Source organism: Rhizobium sp. C104, from assembly GCF_022354505.1.
GTDB lineage: Bacteria > Pseudomonadota > Alphaproteobacteria > Rhizobiales > Rhizobiaceae > Rhizobium > Rhizobium redzepovicii.
In genome coordinates, this window is record NZ_CP092350.1 from 196,695 (window position 1) to 213,571 (window position 16,877).

General features: G+C 59.0%; 14 protein-coding genes and 1 pseudogene. 13 read left to right on the forward strand and 2 right to left on the reverse strand.

Annotation, left to right across the window (positions count from 1 at the left end; all coding sequences use genetic code 11):
- Positions 1-21: 21 nt before the first annotated feature.
- The 9 genes and pseudogenes from MF410_RS25390 to MF410_RS25435 form a co-directional block, all read left to right on the forward strand.
- Positions 22-6,493, forward strand: a pseudogene (locus MF410_RS25390) (hemagglutinin repeat-containing protein); the annotation flags it as partial.
- A gap of 1,035 nt (positions 6,494-7,528) precedes the next feature.
- Positions 7,529-7,795 (forward strand): toxin C-terminal domain-containing protein, encoded by a 267-nt coding sequence (locus MF410_RS25395; RefSeq protein ID WP_239620631.1) that lies wholly within the window; start codon positions 7,529-7,531, stop codon positions 7,793-7,795.
- A 171-nt stretch (positions 7,796-7,966) separates the two neighbouring features.
- Positions 7,967-8,470: a hypothetical protein gene (locus tag MF410_RS25405; RefSeq protein WP_183778128.1), complete on the forward strand. Its 504-nt coding sequence runs from the start codon at positions 7,967-7,969 to the stop codon at positions 8,468-8,470.
- 421 nt (positions 8,471-8,891) lie between these two features.
- Complete coding sequence (locus MF410_RS25410) at positions 8,892-9,521, forward strand: hypothetical protein (protein ID WP_239620613.1); 630 nt, start codon at positions 8,892-8,894, stop codon at positions 9,519-9,521.
- Positions 9,522-9,801: 280 nt separating this feature from the next.
- A complete protein-coding gene (locus MF410_RS25415; RefSeq protein ID WP_131710846.1) occupies positions 9,802-10,179 on the forward strand; it encodes a hypothetical protein in 378 nt (125 codons plus the stop codon).
- Positions 10,180-10,287: 108 nt separating this feature from the next.
- The gene (locus MF410_RS25420) at positions 10,288-10,734 is read left to right on the forward strand and encodes a hypothetical protein (RefSeq protein ID WP_239620614.1); all 447 of its coding nucleotides are present in this window, start codon (positions 10,288-10,290) and stop codon (positions 10,732-10,734) included.
- Positions 10,735-10,742: 8 nt separating this feature from the next.
- A complete protein-coding gene (locus MF410_RS25425) occupies positions 10,743-11,225 on the forward strand; it encodes a hypothetical protein (RefSeq protein WP_239620615.1) in 483 nt (160 codons plus the stop codon).
- Between the two features lie 167 nt (positions 11,226-11,392).
- The gene (locus tag MF410_RS25430) at positions 11,393-11,644 is read left to right on the forward strand and encodes a MafI family immunity protein (protein ID WP_097628998.1); all 252 of its coding nucleotides are present in this window, start codon (positions 11,393-11,395) and stop codon (positions 11,642-11,644) included.
- 22 nt (positions 11,645-11,666) lie between these two features.
- Positions 11,667-11,981, forward strand: coding sequence for a colicin (locus MF410_RS25435; protein ID WP_097588476.1), 315 nt, complete (start codon positions 11,667-11,669; stop codon positions 11,979-11,981).
- A gap of 68 nt (positions 11,982-12,049) precedes the next feature.
- Here the strand turns inward: MF410_RS25435 and MF410_RS25440 are convergent, their stop codons facing one another.
- A complete protein-coding gene (locus MF410_RS25440; protein ID WP_097629000.1) occupies positions 12,050-12,634 on the reverse strand; it encodes a DUF1349 domain-containing protein in 585 nt (194 codons plus the stop codon).
- Complete coding sequence (locus MF410_RS25445; protein ID WP_165503882.1) at positions 12,631-12,795, reverse strand: hypothetical protein; 165 nt, start codon at positions 12,793-12,795, stop codon at positions 12,631-12,633. Before MF410_RS25445 ends, MF410_RS25440 begins: the two co-directional genes overlap by 4 nt.
- A gap of 66 nt (positions 12,796-12,861) precedes the next feature.
- Here MF410_RS25445 and MF410_RS25450 point away from each other — a divergent pair, with 66 nt between their 5' ends.
- The 4 genes from MF410_RS25450 to MF410_RS25465 all read left to right on the forward strand — a co-directional run bounded on the left by MF410_RS25450 (position 12,862) and on the right by MF410_RS25465 (position 16,841).
- Positions 12,862-14,388, forward strand: coding sequence for an ABC transporter substrate-binding protein (locus tag MF410_RS25450; protein ID WP_097629001.1), 1,527 nt, complete (start codon positions 12,862-12,864; stop codon positions 14,386-14,388).
- Between the two features lie 81 nt (positions 14,389-14,469).
- Positions 14,470-15,411, forward strand: coding sequence for an ABC transporter permease (locus MF410_RS25455; RefSeq protein ID WP_165503881.1), 942 nt, complete (start codon positions 14,470-14,472; stop codon positions 15,409-15,411).
- A complete protein-coding gene (locus tag MF410_RS25460) occupies positions 15,411-16,280 on the forward strand; it encodes an ABC transporter permease (RefSeq protein WP_097629002.1) in 870 nt (289 codons plus the stop codon). Before MF410_RS25455 ends, MF410_RS25460 begins: the two co-directional genes overlap by 1 nt.
- Before the next feature lie 48 nt (positions 16,281-16,328).
- Positions 16,329-16,841 (forward strand): RidA family protein, encoded by a 513-nt coding sequence (locus tag MF410_RS25465; protein ID WP_041672209.1) that lies wholly within the window; start codon positions 16,329-16,331, stop codon positions 16,839-16,841.
- Positions 16,842-16,877: the final 36 nt, after the last annotated feature.

Here is a 16,877-nt window from a genome sequence, read left to right on the forward strand (position 1 = left end):
TGCGTTTGGAAAGACGAAACGATGCGTGAAAAAACCGGTCTTGGTTCGAATGGCAAGGGTCTTGGCTGCCGGCTCGGCAGGCTTGCCCATCGCTCGCTTGCGATGGTGCTCAGCGCGCTGCTGGTCCTCCAGCCGATGCTGGCCAACGCCCAGTCGGTCTCGGCCAGCACCACGGCGCCGACCGCCAACCAGCCGGGCGTCGGCACGGCGCCGAACGGCGTGCCGCTCATCGACATCGTCACGCCGAACAGCAAGGGCCTGTCGCATAACAAATACGACGATTTCAACGTCGGCACGCCGGGCCTCATCCTCAACAACTTCAAGGGCGAGGTCGGCAACTCCAATCTCGGCGGTGTCACGCCGGGCAACCCCAATCTCAACAGCTCCGGTCCGGCATCGGTCATCCTCAACGAGGTGATCAGCAGCAACCGCTCGGCATTGAACGGTGCGATCGAGGTGTTCGGCGGGAAAGCCGACGTCATCATCGCCAACCCGAACGGCATCACCTGCGACGGCTGCGGCTTCATCAACACGCCGCATGCGACGTTGACGACAGGCGCGCCTGATATCGGCGGCGACGGCAGGCTCAACGGCTTTACCGTCAAGGGCGGCGACGTCACCATCGGACCGAATGGTGGCAATTTCGCCGCCGGGCTTGGCGCGGTCGACCTCTTCGATATCGTCTCGCGCTCCGTGCACGTCAACGGCGCGGTCTACGGCAAAGACCTTCGCGTCACGGCTGGCCGTAATCAATTCGATTATGCTACCGGCGACGCCACGCCGCTTGCGGCGACATCAGGCACACCGGAATATGCGATCGACGGTTCGGCGCTCGGCGCCATGCAGGCCGACCGCATCAAGATCGTCGTCACCGAAAAGGGCGCCGGCGTGCGCATGCGCGGCGACATGGCCGCCAATGCCGGCGAGCTGTCTCTGTCTGCCGACGGCAAGATCTCGCTCGGCAACGTCTCTGGCCAGCAGGGCGTTTCGATCTCCTCGAAGGCGAAGGTGACGGCTTCCAAGGTCACGTCGAAGGCAAAGGTCGCCGTTCAAGCGGATCAGGGCATCACCCTCGATACGGTCGCCGCCGATGACGATATCCTGCTGTCGAGCGGCAGCGGGTTGTTGAGTGTCGGCGGCGAGGTCAACAGCGCCGCCAGCGTGCTGATGTCGTCTTCGGGCGGCATTGCTGCCGGCAGCGTCATGGCTGGGCAGATCCTTACCCTGTCCGCCACCTCGGGCGACATCCAGATTGCCGGTGCGGCAAAGAGCGGCGATGCACTGTCGATCACCGCGACATCAGGCTCGATCGCCGCGGCCTCGCTTGTCAGCGGCAACAATCTCACGCTTTCCGCCGGCGCCGACATCGCCGTATCGGGCGATGTCCTGGCTGAGGGCGACGTCACGGCTTCGGGTCGTTCGATCGCAGCCGCGACGATCGCCTCCGGCGTCGATCTCGCCGCCACCGCCCAATCCGCCAATGCCGCACTGGTGCTACAGCCGGCGGGCGACATAAGCCTTGCCGCCACGAATGGTTCGATCACCGTTTCCAACGCGCTGCTGAGCAGCGGCGATCTTTCGGCCAATGCCAGCCAGAATCTCGCCTATACCAAGCTGCAGAGCCTCGGCAGTGCCGATCTCTTCGCTGCCGGCCAGATCAGCTACGGCAATCCCACCAGCGCCAAGGGAAACCTGACGCTCACCACCACCACTATCGATCTCTCCAATGGCGGCGCAGGCAACATCGCTGCGGGCGGCACGCTGACGCTCAACGCCGATAGCGCCAATCTCAGCAATAACAGCATCACTCTCGGGGGGCTCACTCTCAATCTATCAGATGCTGCCGATCTCAGCGGCACCAGGATCAATGCCGTTACCAATGCCGGCGGTTCGGGCGACATCGACATCAACGCTTCCAGCCTCTCGACAACGGTCGGCACGGCGCTGCTCGCCGCCAACAACCTGACTCTGACGCTGCCGTCGCTGACCAATGCCGGGCAATTGGCTGCCGGCCACGATTTAACATTCAACATTTCCGACGATTTCACCAACAGCGCCACGGGCCTTGCCTATGCCGGTCACGACGCGGGCCTGTTCATCGGCGGGGTGCTCACGAACAATCAAGGCGCCATCCTCGCCGGCAATGATCTTGAGATTGCCGGGACGACATCGGGAGTAAGAAACACTGAAGTCACCAATATTTCCGGTCTGATCCAGGCTGGAAACGACATGTCCATCCTTACCAGCAATCTGACAAACGAGCGGGCTACTGCGCCGCAATGGACGACCGGGGTGCTGGTTTCGTCAGGCGTCGTCAGCGGCTTTACGCTCAATCCCGTCGCTGCCGGACTGCCTTTCGGCTACCTCGAGACCGCAGATCAGAACATGTACCAGCTCTATGCCGGCGTGGATCCGGGGCTGTGGCAGGATTATCAGCCTCTGCTCTGGTCGAAGGCGACGCTTGCCGACGGCACGACCTATCGTGCATGGACATGGATCTCGGCCGATGGACCCGAAAAGGTCGAGCCGATCATCGAATGGATCAGGGCCCGCGTGCCAAGGGACGCGAACGGTAATCCCGTTGTCGATCCCAACAATCCGTCGCGCTATTTCATCGTCGACGAGGTCAATTTCAGCGGCTCGGATGAAAGCACCACCTATAGCTGGGATTGGTCGTCCCACCTCAGCCAGTCGGTTTACGAAGACCGGTTGGTCGGCACGCTCAGCCCGGAAGCGACGATCCGCGCGAGCCGCAACCTTACTGTCGACGCCACGAATCTCACCAATGCCTACAGCTCGATCGAGGCCGGCGGCGACGCGACGCTGAAGGGCTCGACGCTGACCAATACCGGCGTCAGCCTTTTCCGCACGACGACGACGACCTGCCATGCCCAGGGTGCCTGCACCGCCTATAATGCCAACGGCACTGCCAATCCCTCGAAGAACATCGCCAACGGCTCGACCATCGTCAGCTCCGTCGAGGCGATCGGCGGCGTATCGGCCAACATCAAGGCCGGCGGTGCACTCTCCGTCGATTTCGGCAGCGTCAGCAACACATCGGCGGCCGGCTCGATGGCCGGCGGCGCCAGCGTCACGGCGGCAGGCAATCCCGGCGATCCGCTGTCGGCGCTCTCCGGCCTCACCGCCGGCGGTGCGCTGTTCAACGTCAATTCGGGACTCGGCGGTGCCGCCCTTGCGCCTCCCGCCAACCCGAAATCCGGCGGCTTCGGCGGCAAGATAGCCAACCAGACGTTCCTGTTCGAAACCCGCGCAGCCTACCTCGATGTCGGCACCTTCTATGGCTCCGGCTATTTCATGGACAAAATCGGCTATCAGCCGGAGACGACGGTTCCCTTCCTCGGAGATGCCTATTTCGAGAACCAACTGATCGACACGCAGTTGCGGCAGCTCGTCGGCGAAGGGCTCGGCAGAAGCACGTTCATCGCCGGCAACAGCGCCATCGAGCAGATGAAGACGCTGCTCGACAACGGTGCCACCTATGCCAAGGATCATGGCCTGGCCGTCGGCCAAGGCCTCACGCCTGAGCAGGCGGCGGCGCTGGCCGAGTCGATCGTCCTCTACCAATGGCAGACCGTCAACGGCGTCCAGGTGCTGGCTCCGGTCGTTTATGTTGCCGCCGCTGACCGACAGAAGCTTTCCGGCGGCGGCGCGGCCATGGCGGGCGGCTCGGTCAATATGAATGTCGGCAATCTCGACAATTCCGGCCTGATCGCGTCGGCTGGCGGCCTTACCGTCTCCGGCAGCTCCATCCAGGGCAGCGGCACGTTCCTGTCGCGCGGCGATACGGCGCTCAATGCCACCAACGGCATCACGCTCGCCGCCCAGACGATGACGATCGGCGGCCAGAACGTCGTCAATACCAATGCAGGCGTGACGGCAAGCGGCGCTCTGCAGCTTGCCGGCGGCAGCGGCGATCTGGCGCTGACGGGCGTCAAGGTCAATGCCACAGGCAACGCTTCGCTCACCGGTAAAAACGTAACGCTGGATGCGGCCAAGGTCGACAATAGTGGTCAACAAAATGCCACCGGCACTCAGATCGCCAGTGGTGGGGCCTTGACGATCAAGGCCACCGACAATGTCAACGTCATCGGCAGCTCCGCCAAGGCGGGCACGACGCTCGACGTGACTGCCGACAAGGGTTCGGTGGCCGTGGTGTCGACCGATGTCGCCCGCGACAATCAATCCGGCTACACCAAGACCCTCTCCACCGACCAGCAGCAATCGCAGCTATCCGCCGGCACCAATGCGACGATCAAGGCCGGCGACGACATCCTGCTCTCCGGTTCCTCCGTCAAGGCTGGCGGCAATGTCGCGCTCTCCGCAGGCGACGATATCAACATCACGGCCGCGCAGGAGCGCTCCGAGTTCCTCCTTCGGTAAGAAGTCCGCCTCGTCGATCACCCATGTCGGCTCAGAGATATCGGCGGGCGGCGACCTCTCGGTGACGGCAGGCAGCGGCAGCGGCGATCACGACCTCAACATCGTCGGCAGCAAGCTCGCCGCCGACGGCAAGGTCGCTCTCAAGGCCGATGGTGACGTAACGATCGCCGAAGCCACCGACACCGCGACCCTCGACACCAAGCTCAGCATCAAGGGCGGTTTCCTCGGCAGCAGCGAGAAGACGACTACGCATCAGGAAACGACGACGGCCGTCGGTTCCGCCATCACAGGCGGTGGCGGCGTCGACATTGAATCCGGCAAGGACACGGTCATCTCGGCCTCGAAGATCGAAGCCGGCAATGAGGCCGGCGCCGCGAACCTGAACATCACCACCAAGGGCGACCTCATCATCGCCTCCGGCAAGGACACCAGCGCCAAGGATGACAAGGGCTCGCGCAGCGGCTTCCTGTCCAAAGGCTCATCCAGCTACAAGAGTTACGACGAAACGACGGTCGCTTCCGAACTCGGGGCATCCGGTAATATCAATCTGGATGCCGGCGGCGCTGCGGTGATCGCTGGCTCACAAGCGTATGCGGATGGTTCGATTTCCGTCAAGGGCGACAGCGTCTCGGTCATCGGTGCGGCCGAGCAGCATGAGCTTGAGATCACGCGCAAGAAGTCCGGCTTCGGGGTCGGCGGCGGTGGAGGCTTCATTTCGATCTACGGCAGCCAGCAGAACAGCGGCAAGCAGGCCTCCGAGCTCAACGTGGCATCGGTGCTTTCTGCCGGAACGGATGTCGCACTCAAGTCGCGCGATACCGACATCAACATCCTCGGCTCGCAGATCTATGCCGACCAGAACATCACCCTCGATGCTGCCCGCGACGTCAACATAACGCCGGGCGCCGAAAGCGCCTCGTCCGAGGAAAAGGAAAAACGCTCCGGCTTTGGCATTTCCTTCGGCTCGAGCAGCGGCGGCTTTTCCGTTGGTATCGGCCTGTCGTCGGTTTCTGACGCGACGAAGCAAGGCTCGCAGACCAACGCGATGGCCACGCTTTCCGCCGGCAACGACCTGACGATCACCGCCGGCCGCGACGCCAACCTGCAGGCCGCCAACGTCTCGGCCGAGGGCGATGTTGGGATCACTGCTGAACGCGACGTCAATCTGTTCTCGGCGCAAGATCAGACAAACTACGAACACCTGCATGAAGAGTTCTTCGCGGGTATCAGCCTGTCGGTCTCAACCTCCCTGGTGAGCGCGGCTGACAGCGTGAGCGTTGCGGCGCAGAAGCTTGCAAATATCTCTGATGGGTATTCCGCAGCTAACGCCGCCTTTGCCTCGCTCAAGGCCTATGATGCGCTCGACAAAATTGCAAAGGGTGGCAACGTCGGGTCGGCGTCGCTCACGGTAGGCTTCACTTATCAGAAGGAAAAGGAGGCGGCGCAAACCTCTGTTCCGGTCCTGACAGACATACGCGGAGGGCGGTCTGTAACGATCGAGGCAGTCTCCGGGGATCTCACGAGTCATGGAGCACAAATCGCTGCAGGTTACGATGCTGACGGCAATGTCGTCATCTCTGATAATGACAACGCGGGTGATATTACGCTGAAGGCCGGCAAGGATATCATCCTCGAAAGCGCACAGGCGACTGATAGCTCGTCGACGAGCAGCGCGTCAGGGGGCGCAAGCTTCGGCGTTTCCGCCGGCATCGGCATCAATGGTGTCAGCGGGGGACTGACGGGTGGCGCCGACGCATCGGTTGGCAAGTCCAACGCCAATGGAACCACTCAGGTCAATACTCACGTCAACGGCACTGGTGACATCATCCTTGAATCAGGAAACGATGCCCGTCTCGCGGGCGCGGTGGTTTCCGGTGACACGGTAACTGCCAATGTTGGCGGCGATCTAACCATCCTCTCCGTTCCCGACACCGGGGCAAGCTCCAACCACTCTGCCTCCGGTGGCTTCAGCTTGGGCGGAGGCCAACTCCTTTCCGGCGTGCAGATCGGCGGCGGCAGCGGCTCCGGCGAAACGAACTGGATCACCGAGCAGTCTGGCCTCGTTTCCACTGGCGCGATGGACGTCACGGTCGCCGGCAATACCCATCTGGGTGCCGGCAAGATCGTCTCCGAATCCGGCGACCTCATCCTCGATACCGGCACGCTGACCTATGACAACTTCGATGGCCGGATGAACTATGAAGGCTTCAGTGTCGACGTCGGCATCGATCTTTCCAGTGGCAAGGACGAGAACGGCAATTCCACCACCAACCACACGCTGGAGGGCTCCTACCAACTTGACGATACTCGCCAGACGGTTCGCGCCACGGTCGGCTCAGGTGACATTGTAATTCGCGATCAGGAACAGCAGGAAGCGCTCGAACATGACGGTACATCCTCGCGTCCTCTTGATGAACTCAACCGCGATCCCGACAAAGCTTACGAGATCACAAAAGATAAGCATGTGGATCTCGATTTTTATATGTCCAGCAACAGCTTGCAGGCCGTCGGGAACGGGATCAAGGAGGCGATCGAGCCAGGTGGCTTCATCGACAAGTACCTCCTGGACAAGGAACTGACTCCGGAAGAAGTTGCAAACATCAAGTCAGGCCTGGATGCGCTGGCGAATGGAGGATCTCTCGGAGGCTGCACCCAGCAACAGGGATTCAATCTGTTCGACCTGATTGTGACCCCGGCATATGCGGGCGATTTTTCCACAGATTGCACTATTCGTCAGCGGGACGGTCAACTCATTCATCTTGGCATCAAGTCTTATCAGGACTGCCAGGATGCCATCTACGCTTATCTGAATACGATGGACGCTGAAAAGCGTTCGGATATTCTCAGAAATGCCGGCTTTGCCTTCGTCGTCGACCACCCCCTCGACGTGGAAACCTGGGTGAAGGGCGACTGGCTCCTTGATGCGATCAAAAAACTCGATGGTGACGACCCGGATGGCGCGAATGCCGAGGCTTATGCCGAGGGCCAGAATGCGGCCGCACTGGTCGGCGAACAGCTAATCGGCGAGCGCTCGAAGATCTGGCAGGACACCTCGATTTCCTGGAGCGTCAGGATCGATCGGTTGGAGGCCACAGGGCTTGACATCAATGCGATCATTGCAACCGCGATGCTGGGTGGCGCTGCAGGAAAAGGACCCGTTTACAAGACCAACAGTGAGGCAAAAATTGCGGCTACTGCACTCGGATTTGTAAAGATTAACGACACAACACATGGCGGGCAGCCCGTGTTTAAAAAAGGGAACCTATATATTACACGAGACTTGGATGGCCATAACGGGGGCGCTTGGAAGATGGCAACGTCTATCAAGAATCTCGGCAGCAAAGCCACCCGACTTGGGACTTACGACACGAATCTAAACCGCATAGGTGATTGAAATGATCTCAAACGGCGTCGACGCTCAAAACTGGACGGAGAGAGGAAAAACTATTCGCGATTTAATAAAAGAGCTGCAGTCTTTCGAGGATCCAGAACTACTCGCGGAAATATCTATTGACGGAGGCAAAACCACCCGCCCCATCAGTTTCGTTGGGAAGGAAAATGGGAAATGTCTAATTGTCTATACGAAATGATCGAGCAGCCTACCCTTCTTGTCGCGACGTCGTGCGACTTCGTCCGGATGAACCCTTTTGGCAAGGTCATCGGCAGTTATTTTGATCCGGTTGCCGGTGAGAGAAACCGACGACAAAAGGAATCATTTCTATGGCTGCAAGAGAGTGCAAATTGTACCGTCGAGGCCACGACCCTGTCAGAAAAAACTGAATTACGCGTCCGGGTTTTGCTGGCTGTACAGCAGTCACTTCTAGGAAGCGTTAGCCCTAATTTACGAGCGGTAACGTGCTCTTGGAGCAGTTCAGATATTCAAGTACGCGCGATATTTGACTTGGCTGTAAGTGAAATCGACAAGGAAAACATGGGCGAGGTTGAGACAGAGATCATGTCTCATTTTCCTGACCAGGAGGTGGCTGTAAGCTGCACAAGGGTGGATGCCCCTGCAATAATTGGTGCCGATCAAAACGAGGTATTTGTCTTTAAGCGGCGCGAAGGTTAGGGGCACCACGCCCGAACAGGCGGCCGCGCTTGCGAGCCGATCGGAACTTAAAGATGAGGCCAAAACCGTTTTGCCGCGTGCGTTGTCTTACATCGCCACCGTGCTCCGTTTCCTCGGGGTCCAGAAACGTCCGTCTCATCAGCGTCGACAGCTTGGCGTTCGGAGAACAGGCCGCGAAAGACTCGATCGGGGCCGTCCGCGCTGGCGATCGGAGCGCATGCGAGCGGCTGGCGCCCCGAACGGCAGGGTCTGGTAGCCGCTCTTCATCTCGATTGCTTAGGACCAATCGTTGATGGTTCAGTTCACATCGTGACTTTTGTAATGGAGCAAAGCTTACCGAAACATGGGCGCAGCGACTTATGTGATGCGCCCACGCAGGAGAGGTCGTCTGTTTAAGGAATCGAAGCTGTGCATGAGAAGAATGAGCGATACCCTTCGGTTGCTACTGATGTCAGTCAATCTCGCGGGATATGGAGCATCAGATCGCTTCCTCGGTTTTTTTGAAAGAGACACCCGATATGAGCCGGGCATGGAAGAATCTGCGGTCGATTTCTTCATGCGATATTTCAGAAACGATCTGGAATATTTTTTGATTGCATCCTCGGTACACGCAAACTCCGACGAAGTTGGGCATTACGGCGATGCTGCGGATGACCAGCGAGACGCCAATTTAATAGAGGGCCTTGTGGGGGCTGGGCTTATCAAAGAATTTGGTTTTAAAGAACGATTTGGGTGTGATCCTAGTTCGCAGGAATATACTGAATTGGTCGAAAGGGAATGGGCGAATATTGCCCTGATGAAAGCGCATGATTTCCCTATCGAAAGTGTGAGATCTTTACTTGTCGCAAAGATGATTGCGTATGGACTGTACGGTCATTGCTTCATGATCTCACGCGATTGGAATCTGGCTTTTTATCCACACGATGATTTTGGTTTTGGCGTGATAGGCTTAACCGACAACGTAAATGTACAACTCGCGCACGATTTTTTGGCGCAGGCGGATCAATTGCCGGGCATGCATTCAATCATCAGGACGCCGCCCAGCAATTGAGCCGAGCTCTGAAAGTAAAAGAAGGCGGTCTCCAATGTGGCAGCACCAATGGTTGGTTCCTCTGCAAGGGCGAGAAGACGACCTGGACGGTGGTGAACAGGACGTTTTCTACGTTTATTGAGAGGTGTATCTCGAGATACTGCTGGCGCCCTCTCCGACCCAACCGAAAAGTATATTCAAATCCTCCGGATAAGCGCTGAGTTTCGCAGTGCCGGGGGCCGCCGATAAGCTTCCATCGGACAAGAAGCAAACTATGGATCGAGAATATGCAAGGACAATCGTGGACTACCTCTATGATGAAGGAGATAGGGATATAATATTCTTCGGGTTCATCATCGGTGTCGTTAGCTTCGACAGAGAGGATGCCCCATACGAAAAATCTGAAGCCGACAGATTTAACCACGCACTCCGGCTGGCAAATTTCCTGATTTCTGATGGAGATTTTAATCCTGGAAAATCCATCCGCCAGGAAAACGGTAACTTTAGAAAAACCTTATACGAAGGTGGATTTGAGGAGTTTCGTCAAGATTTAGAGATTTTATTTGATGGAGGTGGCATCGACAATATCGATCTCGTTGCCGGTCCTTGGTTGGTCAAAAACAACATTGGTAAGTCGGCGTCATCCGTCCCGGACCGCATTTCTCAATTATTTGGGTGACGCAACCATGGATAAGCCTTTGACCTTGCCCCGTTTAATTGAAGTAAGCTCTGGCCCGTTGTGAGGTGTGGATCGGGAAAAACACCTCAAGCTTGGGAAGCAGTCTAGTTGACCATCAAAGAATGCAACCCCGCCTCAGACGAAGGTGTTCAGAGGAACAAACCGGCCGCAACGCGGCTATATGCGATCCTTGCGCGGGGAGCGAGAACGGGTGTTATATTCCGTCGCGGCCCGAGCAAACATGTGCAGCTAATTCGTTGGGACCTGCGCAACGATATTTTTGAACATGGGCAATGGTTCAAGGGACGCATCTACGAACGACGCTGCGATCTTTCCCCGTCCGGCCGACTGCTGGTGTATTTCGCAGCGACAAATCGCGCGCCCTACGGAAGCTGGACAGCAATATCAAAGCCGCCATTCTTTACGGCGTTGGCCCTTTGGCCGAAAGGGGATGCCTGGGGCGGCGGCGGCATTTTCGAGGATGAGGAAACACTGCTTTTGAATCATTCCCCGAGTGGGAGGCCAGCTTCAAACTCGCCGATGGATTTCGGCTAAAGCCGGGAATGCATGTCAAGCCGTGCGGGAACCGGCCAGGCCGCGGTGAGGACGAACCCATCAATGGCCTCCTGCGCGAGCGCGATGGTTGGCGAGTGGTAGAGATCGGTGAAGAGCCGTACTGCGGTTTGAATGCGCCTGCGATTTTTCGCTTTAGCCAGCCGCACGTTGAGGAAAAGGTCGGTTCTAACGGTCGGCGCCTCCAAATGATACTCCACGCGATCGGTCGCAGGCAAAAGGCGTGGTACGGCCTCGATTATCGTGTGATTGATCGCGACGGAACCCTGCTCATCGATCTGCCTGAGAGCGATTGGGCCGATTGGGACGGCGGCGACCTTGTGTTCGCCCGGGGTGGTTGCATCTACCGATTGTCGAAAAGCCAATTCCGATATTATGCCGACAAGCGCGAAGATGCCTTTCAGCGCCTGTATGATTTCAGCGACGCACGCTTTACCGCTGTAGCTCCCACGCGCGCTGCACTCCAATATTGATGGAGCAGGCGGTTCAAAAAAAGCCGAGATACTCGTTACCGGATGAAAGTTGAGTGGGTGGACAGCCGGTAAACGGTTTGTGTTTCGTGCAATGCCGAATTCCTCATGGATAGGTGAGTTGCTCGGATTATTTCATAGATTTAGCGCTCAAGCCCCGTGAGGTGCGTATGGAAGTTGAGAAACAGCTGATCAAGCTCATAGGTGATTTCACCGGACGCCTGCCCGAGGAATATATCGGCGAATACATATCCCTTGCGAAGCACAATGAGTGCGCAGTCGCATTGGAAAATCTATGCACGCAATTGTACGAGCATGACGTGGTGCCGGCTCCAGGGGAACTGATCACCATTCGGGAGCTAGCCGAGGAAATGAACCTGGAGGAGGATACATGGCACTTCCTCAGGCATTCGAATTCGTGAGCTCAGTGCAAGGGCGACAACAGTGAACAAACTACCAAACTGGCTTGTCCTCAATATCTGGCGAAATCTACTGGGAGAGATTTACCCAGCGATTAGGGCCATCGCCGTCGAATTCGATGAAAAGGCTCTTCTCATAAGATATTACCTTGAGCGTGAGCCGACCGAGTTTGATATCGAAAGCGCGGAAGTATTATCCACAAACGTTTTCGCCTCTGCCGGACCGGAACTGATCGAACGTATCGATACGGAATGTTCCTACGCAACGCGGCTTTTCAAAGATTTGGACGCATTGTCTGGGTTTGTATATTGCCGTCGAGAATACGACATGCCCGAGTGAGGATGGCTGTGTCTCCTGTTCCAGGTGGTGCAGTCGGCATGAGGCGCTTGAATGCGTCACAGCGTTCCTCAACTCAAATCATGCAGATCCGTCGTAATCGCCGGCCCGATCGAAAATTCCGAAAACCGCACCGTCAATCCACTCCGCTCCGGCGTACAGGCGGTGGGCCCGACCTGGTATCTGTCGGCGATTGGGAAGGGCGCTAGCCGCAAGAGCGGCCAGAAGCTCCCGTCGTGCGAAGCCTGGATGCGCAGGGCGCCGGCCGCCAGGGTGACGCGGATGTGGAAGTCCTCGAGTTCCTTGAAGGGTTGCGACACCGACCAGTCGGACCTGCCGTCGGTTACGACGGTGCTGAGGAAGGCTTCGCCGTCGGTGAATTCGACGCCGGTCTTGACCCAGCGGTTCTCGTCGAGGCGCACCATCAGGCCGGCCTGGTCGTAGAGGGTGCGGAATTCGCCTTGTATGCGGATCTGGGCGGTAAAGCTCTCGGCCGTAGGGAAGGCGAGGAAGTGGCCGCTGTCGCGGGTGAAGCCGTAATAGGTCTCCCGCCAGAAATCGGTCTTCTCGCCTGTTGTCAGCGTCAGGCCGGTTGCGTCGGCCTGCCAGCTTTCCGGTTCGTTCAGCCATTTTCCGTCGTTGAAATCGATGCTCATTCCATCCTCGCTTTATTGAAGCCGTGGCGCTGCCGATTCTTCACGCCCGCATCATGCGCGAGCTTCGCGCAGGCGGCCAGCCGCACATGCGGTTCGGCGCTGTTTGCCGCTGCGACGCTCGTCTCACGACATAATCCACGGCTTCCGCTTGACACGATCATTTCATCTCTTATTCTGTTACAAAAACATGAATTACATAATTGTGGAACTTAACTGGGAGCTCTCATATGAAACCGCTTGTCGCATTCCTGCTCGGCACTGCGCTCGTCGCCCTGCCTTCGACCCTGCTTGCTGAGGAGAAGGGCGGCGTCATCAATGTCGCGACGATCGGCGAGCCGCCGACGCTCGATCCGATGTCGTCGACGGCCGATCTCGTCGGCATCGTTACGCAGCATATTTTCGAAACGCTCTATACGTTCGACAAGAGCTGGAACGTCACGCCGCTGCTGGCGGAAAGTCTGCCCGAGATCAGCGCCGACGGCAAAACCTATACGATCAAGCTCAGGACCGGCATCAAGTTCCACGACAATAGCGACATGACCTCGGACGATGTCGTCGCCTCGCTGAACCGCTGGATGAAGATTGCTTCGCGCGGCAAACAGGTGGCCGGCTTCATCGACAAGATCACCGCGACCGATCCTGCGACCGTGACGATTACGCTGAAGCAGCCCTATGCGCCACTGACCTCGCTGCTCGCCTTCAACAACTCGGCGGCGATCATCATCCCTGCCGAAAAGCAGGATGAGCCGATGAAGGAGTTCATCGGCACCGGCCCCTATATGCTGAAGGAGCGCAAGGCCGACCAGTATATCCAGCTCGTCCGCTTCGACGGCTACAAGTCCCGCGAAGGCGACAGCAATGGTTATGGCGGCGCCCGCCATCAATATCTCGATGAAATCCGCTTCGTGCCGGTGCCGGACCCGAACACCCGCGTCGAGGCCGCCATCTCCGGCCAGTATGATTATGTCGATTCGATCCCGGTCGAATCCTACGACAAGCTGAAGGCCTCTACCGCCTCGCAGCCGGTCATGTTGAAGCCCTTCGGCTACCCGGTCTTCGTCTTCAACACGAAGGAGGGTGTTGCCGGGAATGTCGAGGTTCGCAAGGCGATCCGCCAGGCGCTCAGCATGGAAGACATGCTGGCCGCGGCTTTCGGCAGCAAGGACTTTTATGCGCTCGACGGCGCCATCTATCCGAAGACCTTTTCCTGGTCGACGGATGCCGGCGTCGAAGGCGCCTATAACGTCGCCGATCCGGAAGGGGCTGCCGCTGCCGCCAAGAAGGCCGGCTACAATGGCGAGCCGATCCGCATCCTGACCAGCCGCCAGTACGAATTTCACTACAAGATGGCGCAGGTCGCCGCCGAATATCTGAAGCTTGCCGGCTTCACCGTCGATATGCAGGTGGTGGACTGGGCGACGCTGACGCAGCGCCGCACCGATCCGAAGCTCTGGGATATCTACATCACCCACAGCCCCTTCCTGCCGGAGCCGGCGCTGATCGGCTCGCTCTCGACCAGTTCGCCCGGCTGGTGGGATACGCCGGCCCGCAAGGCCGCCGTCGATGCCTTCACCTCCGAGGTCGACCCGACGAAACGCGTGGCGCTCTGGGCCGATGTCCAGAAGGCTATCTATACAGACGCGCCCTTCATGAAGATCGGCGATTTCAACGCCGTCGCGGCAAAGTCGGTCAAGCTTGAAGGTGTCGATCCGGCCCCGTGGCCGTATTTCTGGAACGCTTCGATCAAGAAGTAAGCATCGCCGCCGGTGCCGGCCCTGCGGGGCTCGGCGCCGGTTTTTTCTGCTGCATCTGCAAGGGCTTGAAGGCCAGCATTCATGATCCGCTACATCCTCCAGCGCTTCTTTGGCATGATCGTCGTGATGTTTCTCGTCGTCACGATCGTCTTCGTCATCGTGCGCGTGACGCCGGGCGACCCGGCCGCCGTCATGCTCGGGCCGGATGCGACGCCGCAGGATGTTGCCGATCTCCGCGCCCGGCTCGGCCTCGATCAATCCCTCAGTCTGCAATATCTCTATTATATCGGCCAGCTGCTGAAGGGTGATCTCGGCCAGTCGATCTTCCTCAACATGCCCGTCACCTCCGCTCTGCTCGACCGCGCCGAGCCGACCTTCTTCCTGACGCTGTTTTCGCTCGCCATCGCCAGCATCATCGCCTTGCCGATCGGCATCTACGCCGCCTATCGGCGCGGCTCCTTCGTCGACCAGGCGGCAACGACGCTGGCGATGTTTGCCGCCAGCATCCCGAGCTTCTGGCTCGGCCTCATCCTGATGCAGTTCTTCGCCGTCCGGCTCAACCTCTTCCCGGTCTCGGGCTATGGCGGCCCCGGCTCGACCTTCGCGGACCGAATGTATCACCTGACACTGCCGGCCTTTGCGCTCGGCATCGTCTCCTCGGCGCTGATCCTGCGCTTCACTCGCGCCTCGATGCTCGATGTGCTAGGCGACGACTATATCCGCACGGCGCGCGCCAAGGGGCTGGTCGAGCGCAAGGTCATCCTCAAGCACGCGCTGAAGAATGCGCTGATCCCGATCCTGACGGTGCTCGGCCTGACGGCGGCGGTGCTGATCTCAGGCGCCGTCGTCACCGAAACCGTTTTCGGCCTGCCGGGTGTCGGCAATCTCGTCGTCTCGGCGGTGCTGCGGCGCGATTACCCCGTCATCCAGGGGGCGCTGCTCGTCATCGCCGCCCTCTATGTGCTGATCAATTTTGCGATCGACATGCTCTATCTGTTGGTCGATCCGAGGGTGCGCTACTGATGGCCGATATCGCAATCAAATCAGCCGAGAGCGACGGCAGCAAATTCGTCCGCCGTCTGCTCAAGCGCAAGACGGTGGCCTTCGGCCTGTTGATCCTGGCGATCTTCGTGCTGCTGGCGGTCTTCGCGCCTGTCGTCTCGCCCTATTCGCCCTCCAAGCTTTCCATCGTCAACCGGCTGAAGCCGCCGAGCGGCACCTTCTTCTTCGGCACGGACGAGTTCGGCCGCGACGTCTTCTCGCGGACGATCTTTGCCGGCCGCCTGTCGCTGCTCGTCGGCGTTGCGGTCGTCAGCCTGTCGGCGGTGATCGGCGTGACGCTCGGCCTGCTTGCCGGCTTTTTCCAGAAGCTCGATACGCCGATCGCCCGGCTGATCGATGCGATGATGGCATTCCCGGATATTCTGCTGGCGATCGCCCTCGTCGCCGCGCTCGGCCCGTCCTTGACCACTGTGATCATCGCCCTGTCGATCGTCTATGCGCCGCGTCTGGCCCGCATCGTCCGCGCCTCGACCCTCGTCATCCGCGAGCTGCCTTATGTCGAGGCGGCGAGGGCGCTCGGCATTTCCACTTTCCACATCATGACCCGGCACGTGCTGCGCAACCTGCTGTCGCCGATCCTGGTGCAGGCGACGTTCCTCTTCGCCAGCGCGATGCTTGCCGAAGCCGGTCTGTCTTTCCTCGGCCTCGGTGTCAGCCCGGAAATTCCGACCTGGGGAACGATGATTGCAGCCGGCCGCCAATATATCGGCCAGGCCGACTGGATGACGCTGTTTCCCGGTGTCGCCATCATCCTCTCGGTGCTGTCGCTGCAGATGGTCGGCGACGGCCTCAGGGACATGCTCGATCCAAGACTTCGCAAGGACCTTTAATCCGCTGGCCAGACGTCGGCCAATCGAAATTCGCCTAATCCAATTCGCATGACAGGAGTTTGCGTGAATCAGTTTCCCAACGCCGCCGGCAAGGTTGAGAATTCGCCTTACCAACGGTTAGCCGCCCTCGGCATCAAGCTGCCGCCGCCGCCGCCGCCGATCGCCAATTTCGTGACGCATGTGGTGGAGGGCAATATGCTCTACCTCTCCGGCCAGGGGCCGCGCGAGGCAGACGGCTTCCTGCACGCCGGCAAAGTCGGCGCTAATGTCGGTGTCGATGAGGCTTACCGGCATGCACGGCTGACCGGCATCAATCTGCTCGCCGTCATGCATGATGCGCTCGGCGATCTCTCCCGCGTCAAGCGGGTGGTCAAGCTTCTCGGCATGGTCAATGCCGTGCCTGAGTTCGAGGATCATCCGAGTGTCATCAACGGCTGCTCGGATCTGCTGATTGCCGTCTTCGGCGCGGCCGGCGAACATGCCCGCTCGGCCGTCGGCTTCGGCTCGCTGCCCGGCAACATCACCGTTGAAATCGAGGCGATCGTCGCCTTGAATGGCTGACGAGAGCTTTCATATTCGGAGCAGCGTCCACCATGG

Excerpts from the sequence above, each read along its gene's own strand:
- MF410_RS25405 (WP_183778128.1), top strand. The coding sequence starts at position 7,967 with ATGTCTAATTGTCTATACGAAATGATCGAGCAGCCTACCCTTCTTGTC.
- MF410_RS25395 (WP_239620631.1), top strand. The coding sequence starts at position 7,529 with ATGCTGGGTGGCGCTGCAGGAAAAGGACCCGTTTACAAGACCAACAGT.
- MF410_RS25465 (WP_041672209.1), top strand. The coding sequence starts at position 16,329 with ATGACAGGAGTTTGCGTGAATCAGTTTCCCAACGCCGCCGGCAAGGTT.
- MF410_RS25440 (WP_097629000.1), bottom strand. The coding sequence starts at position 12,634 with ATGAGCATCGATTTCAACGACGGAAAATGGCTGAACGAACCGGAAAGC.
- MF410_RS25445 (WP_165503882.1), bottom strand. The coding sequence starts at position 12,795 with ATGATCGTGTCAAGCGGAAGCCGTGGATTATGTCGTGAGACGAGCGTC.
- MF410_RS25450 (WP_097629001.1), top strand. The coding sequence starts at position 12,862 with ATGAAACCGCTTGTCGCATTCCTGCTCGGCACTGCGCTCGTCGCCCTG.
- MF410_RS25410 (WP_239620613.1), top strand. The coding sequence starts at position 8,892 with ATGAGCGATACCCTTCGGTTGCTACTGATGTCAGTCAATCTCGCGGGA.
- MF410_RS25460 (WP_097629002.1), top strand. The coding sequence starts at position 15,411 with ATGGCCGATATCGCAATCAAATCAGCCGAGAGCGACGGCAGCAAATTC.
- MF410_RS25425 (WP_239620615.1), top strand. The coding sequence starts at position 10,743 with ATGCATGTCAAGCCGTGCGGGAACCGGCCAGGCCGCGGTGAGGACGAA.
- MF410_RS25455 (WP_165503881.1), top strand. The coding sequence starts at position 14,470 with ATGATCCGCTACATCCTCCAGCGCTTCTTTGGCATGATCGTCGTGATG.
- MF410_RS25430 (WP_097628998.1), top strand. The coding sequence starts at position 11,393 with ATGGAAGTTGAGAAACAGCTGATCAAGCTCATAGGTGATTTCACCGGA.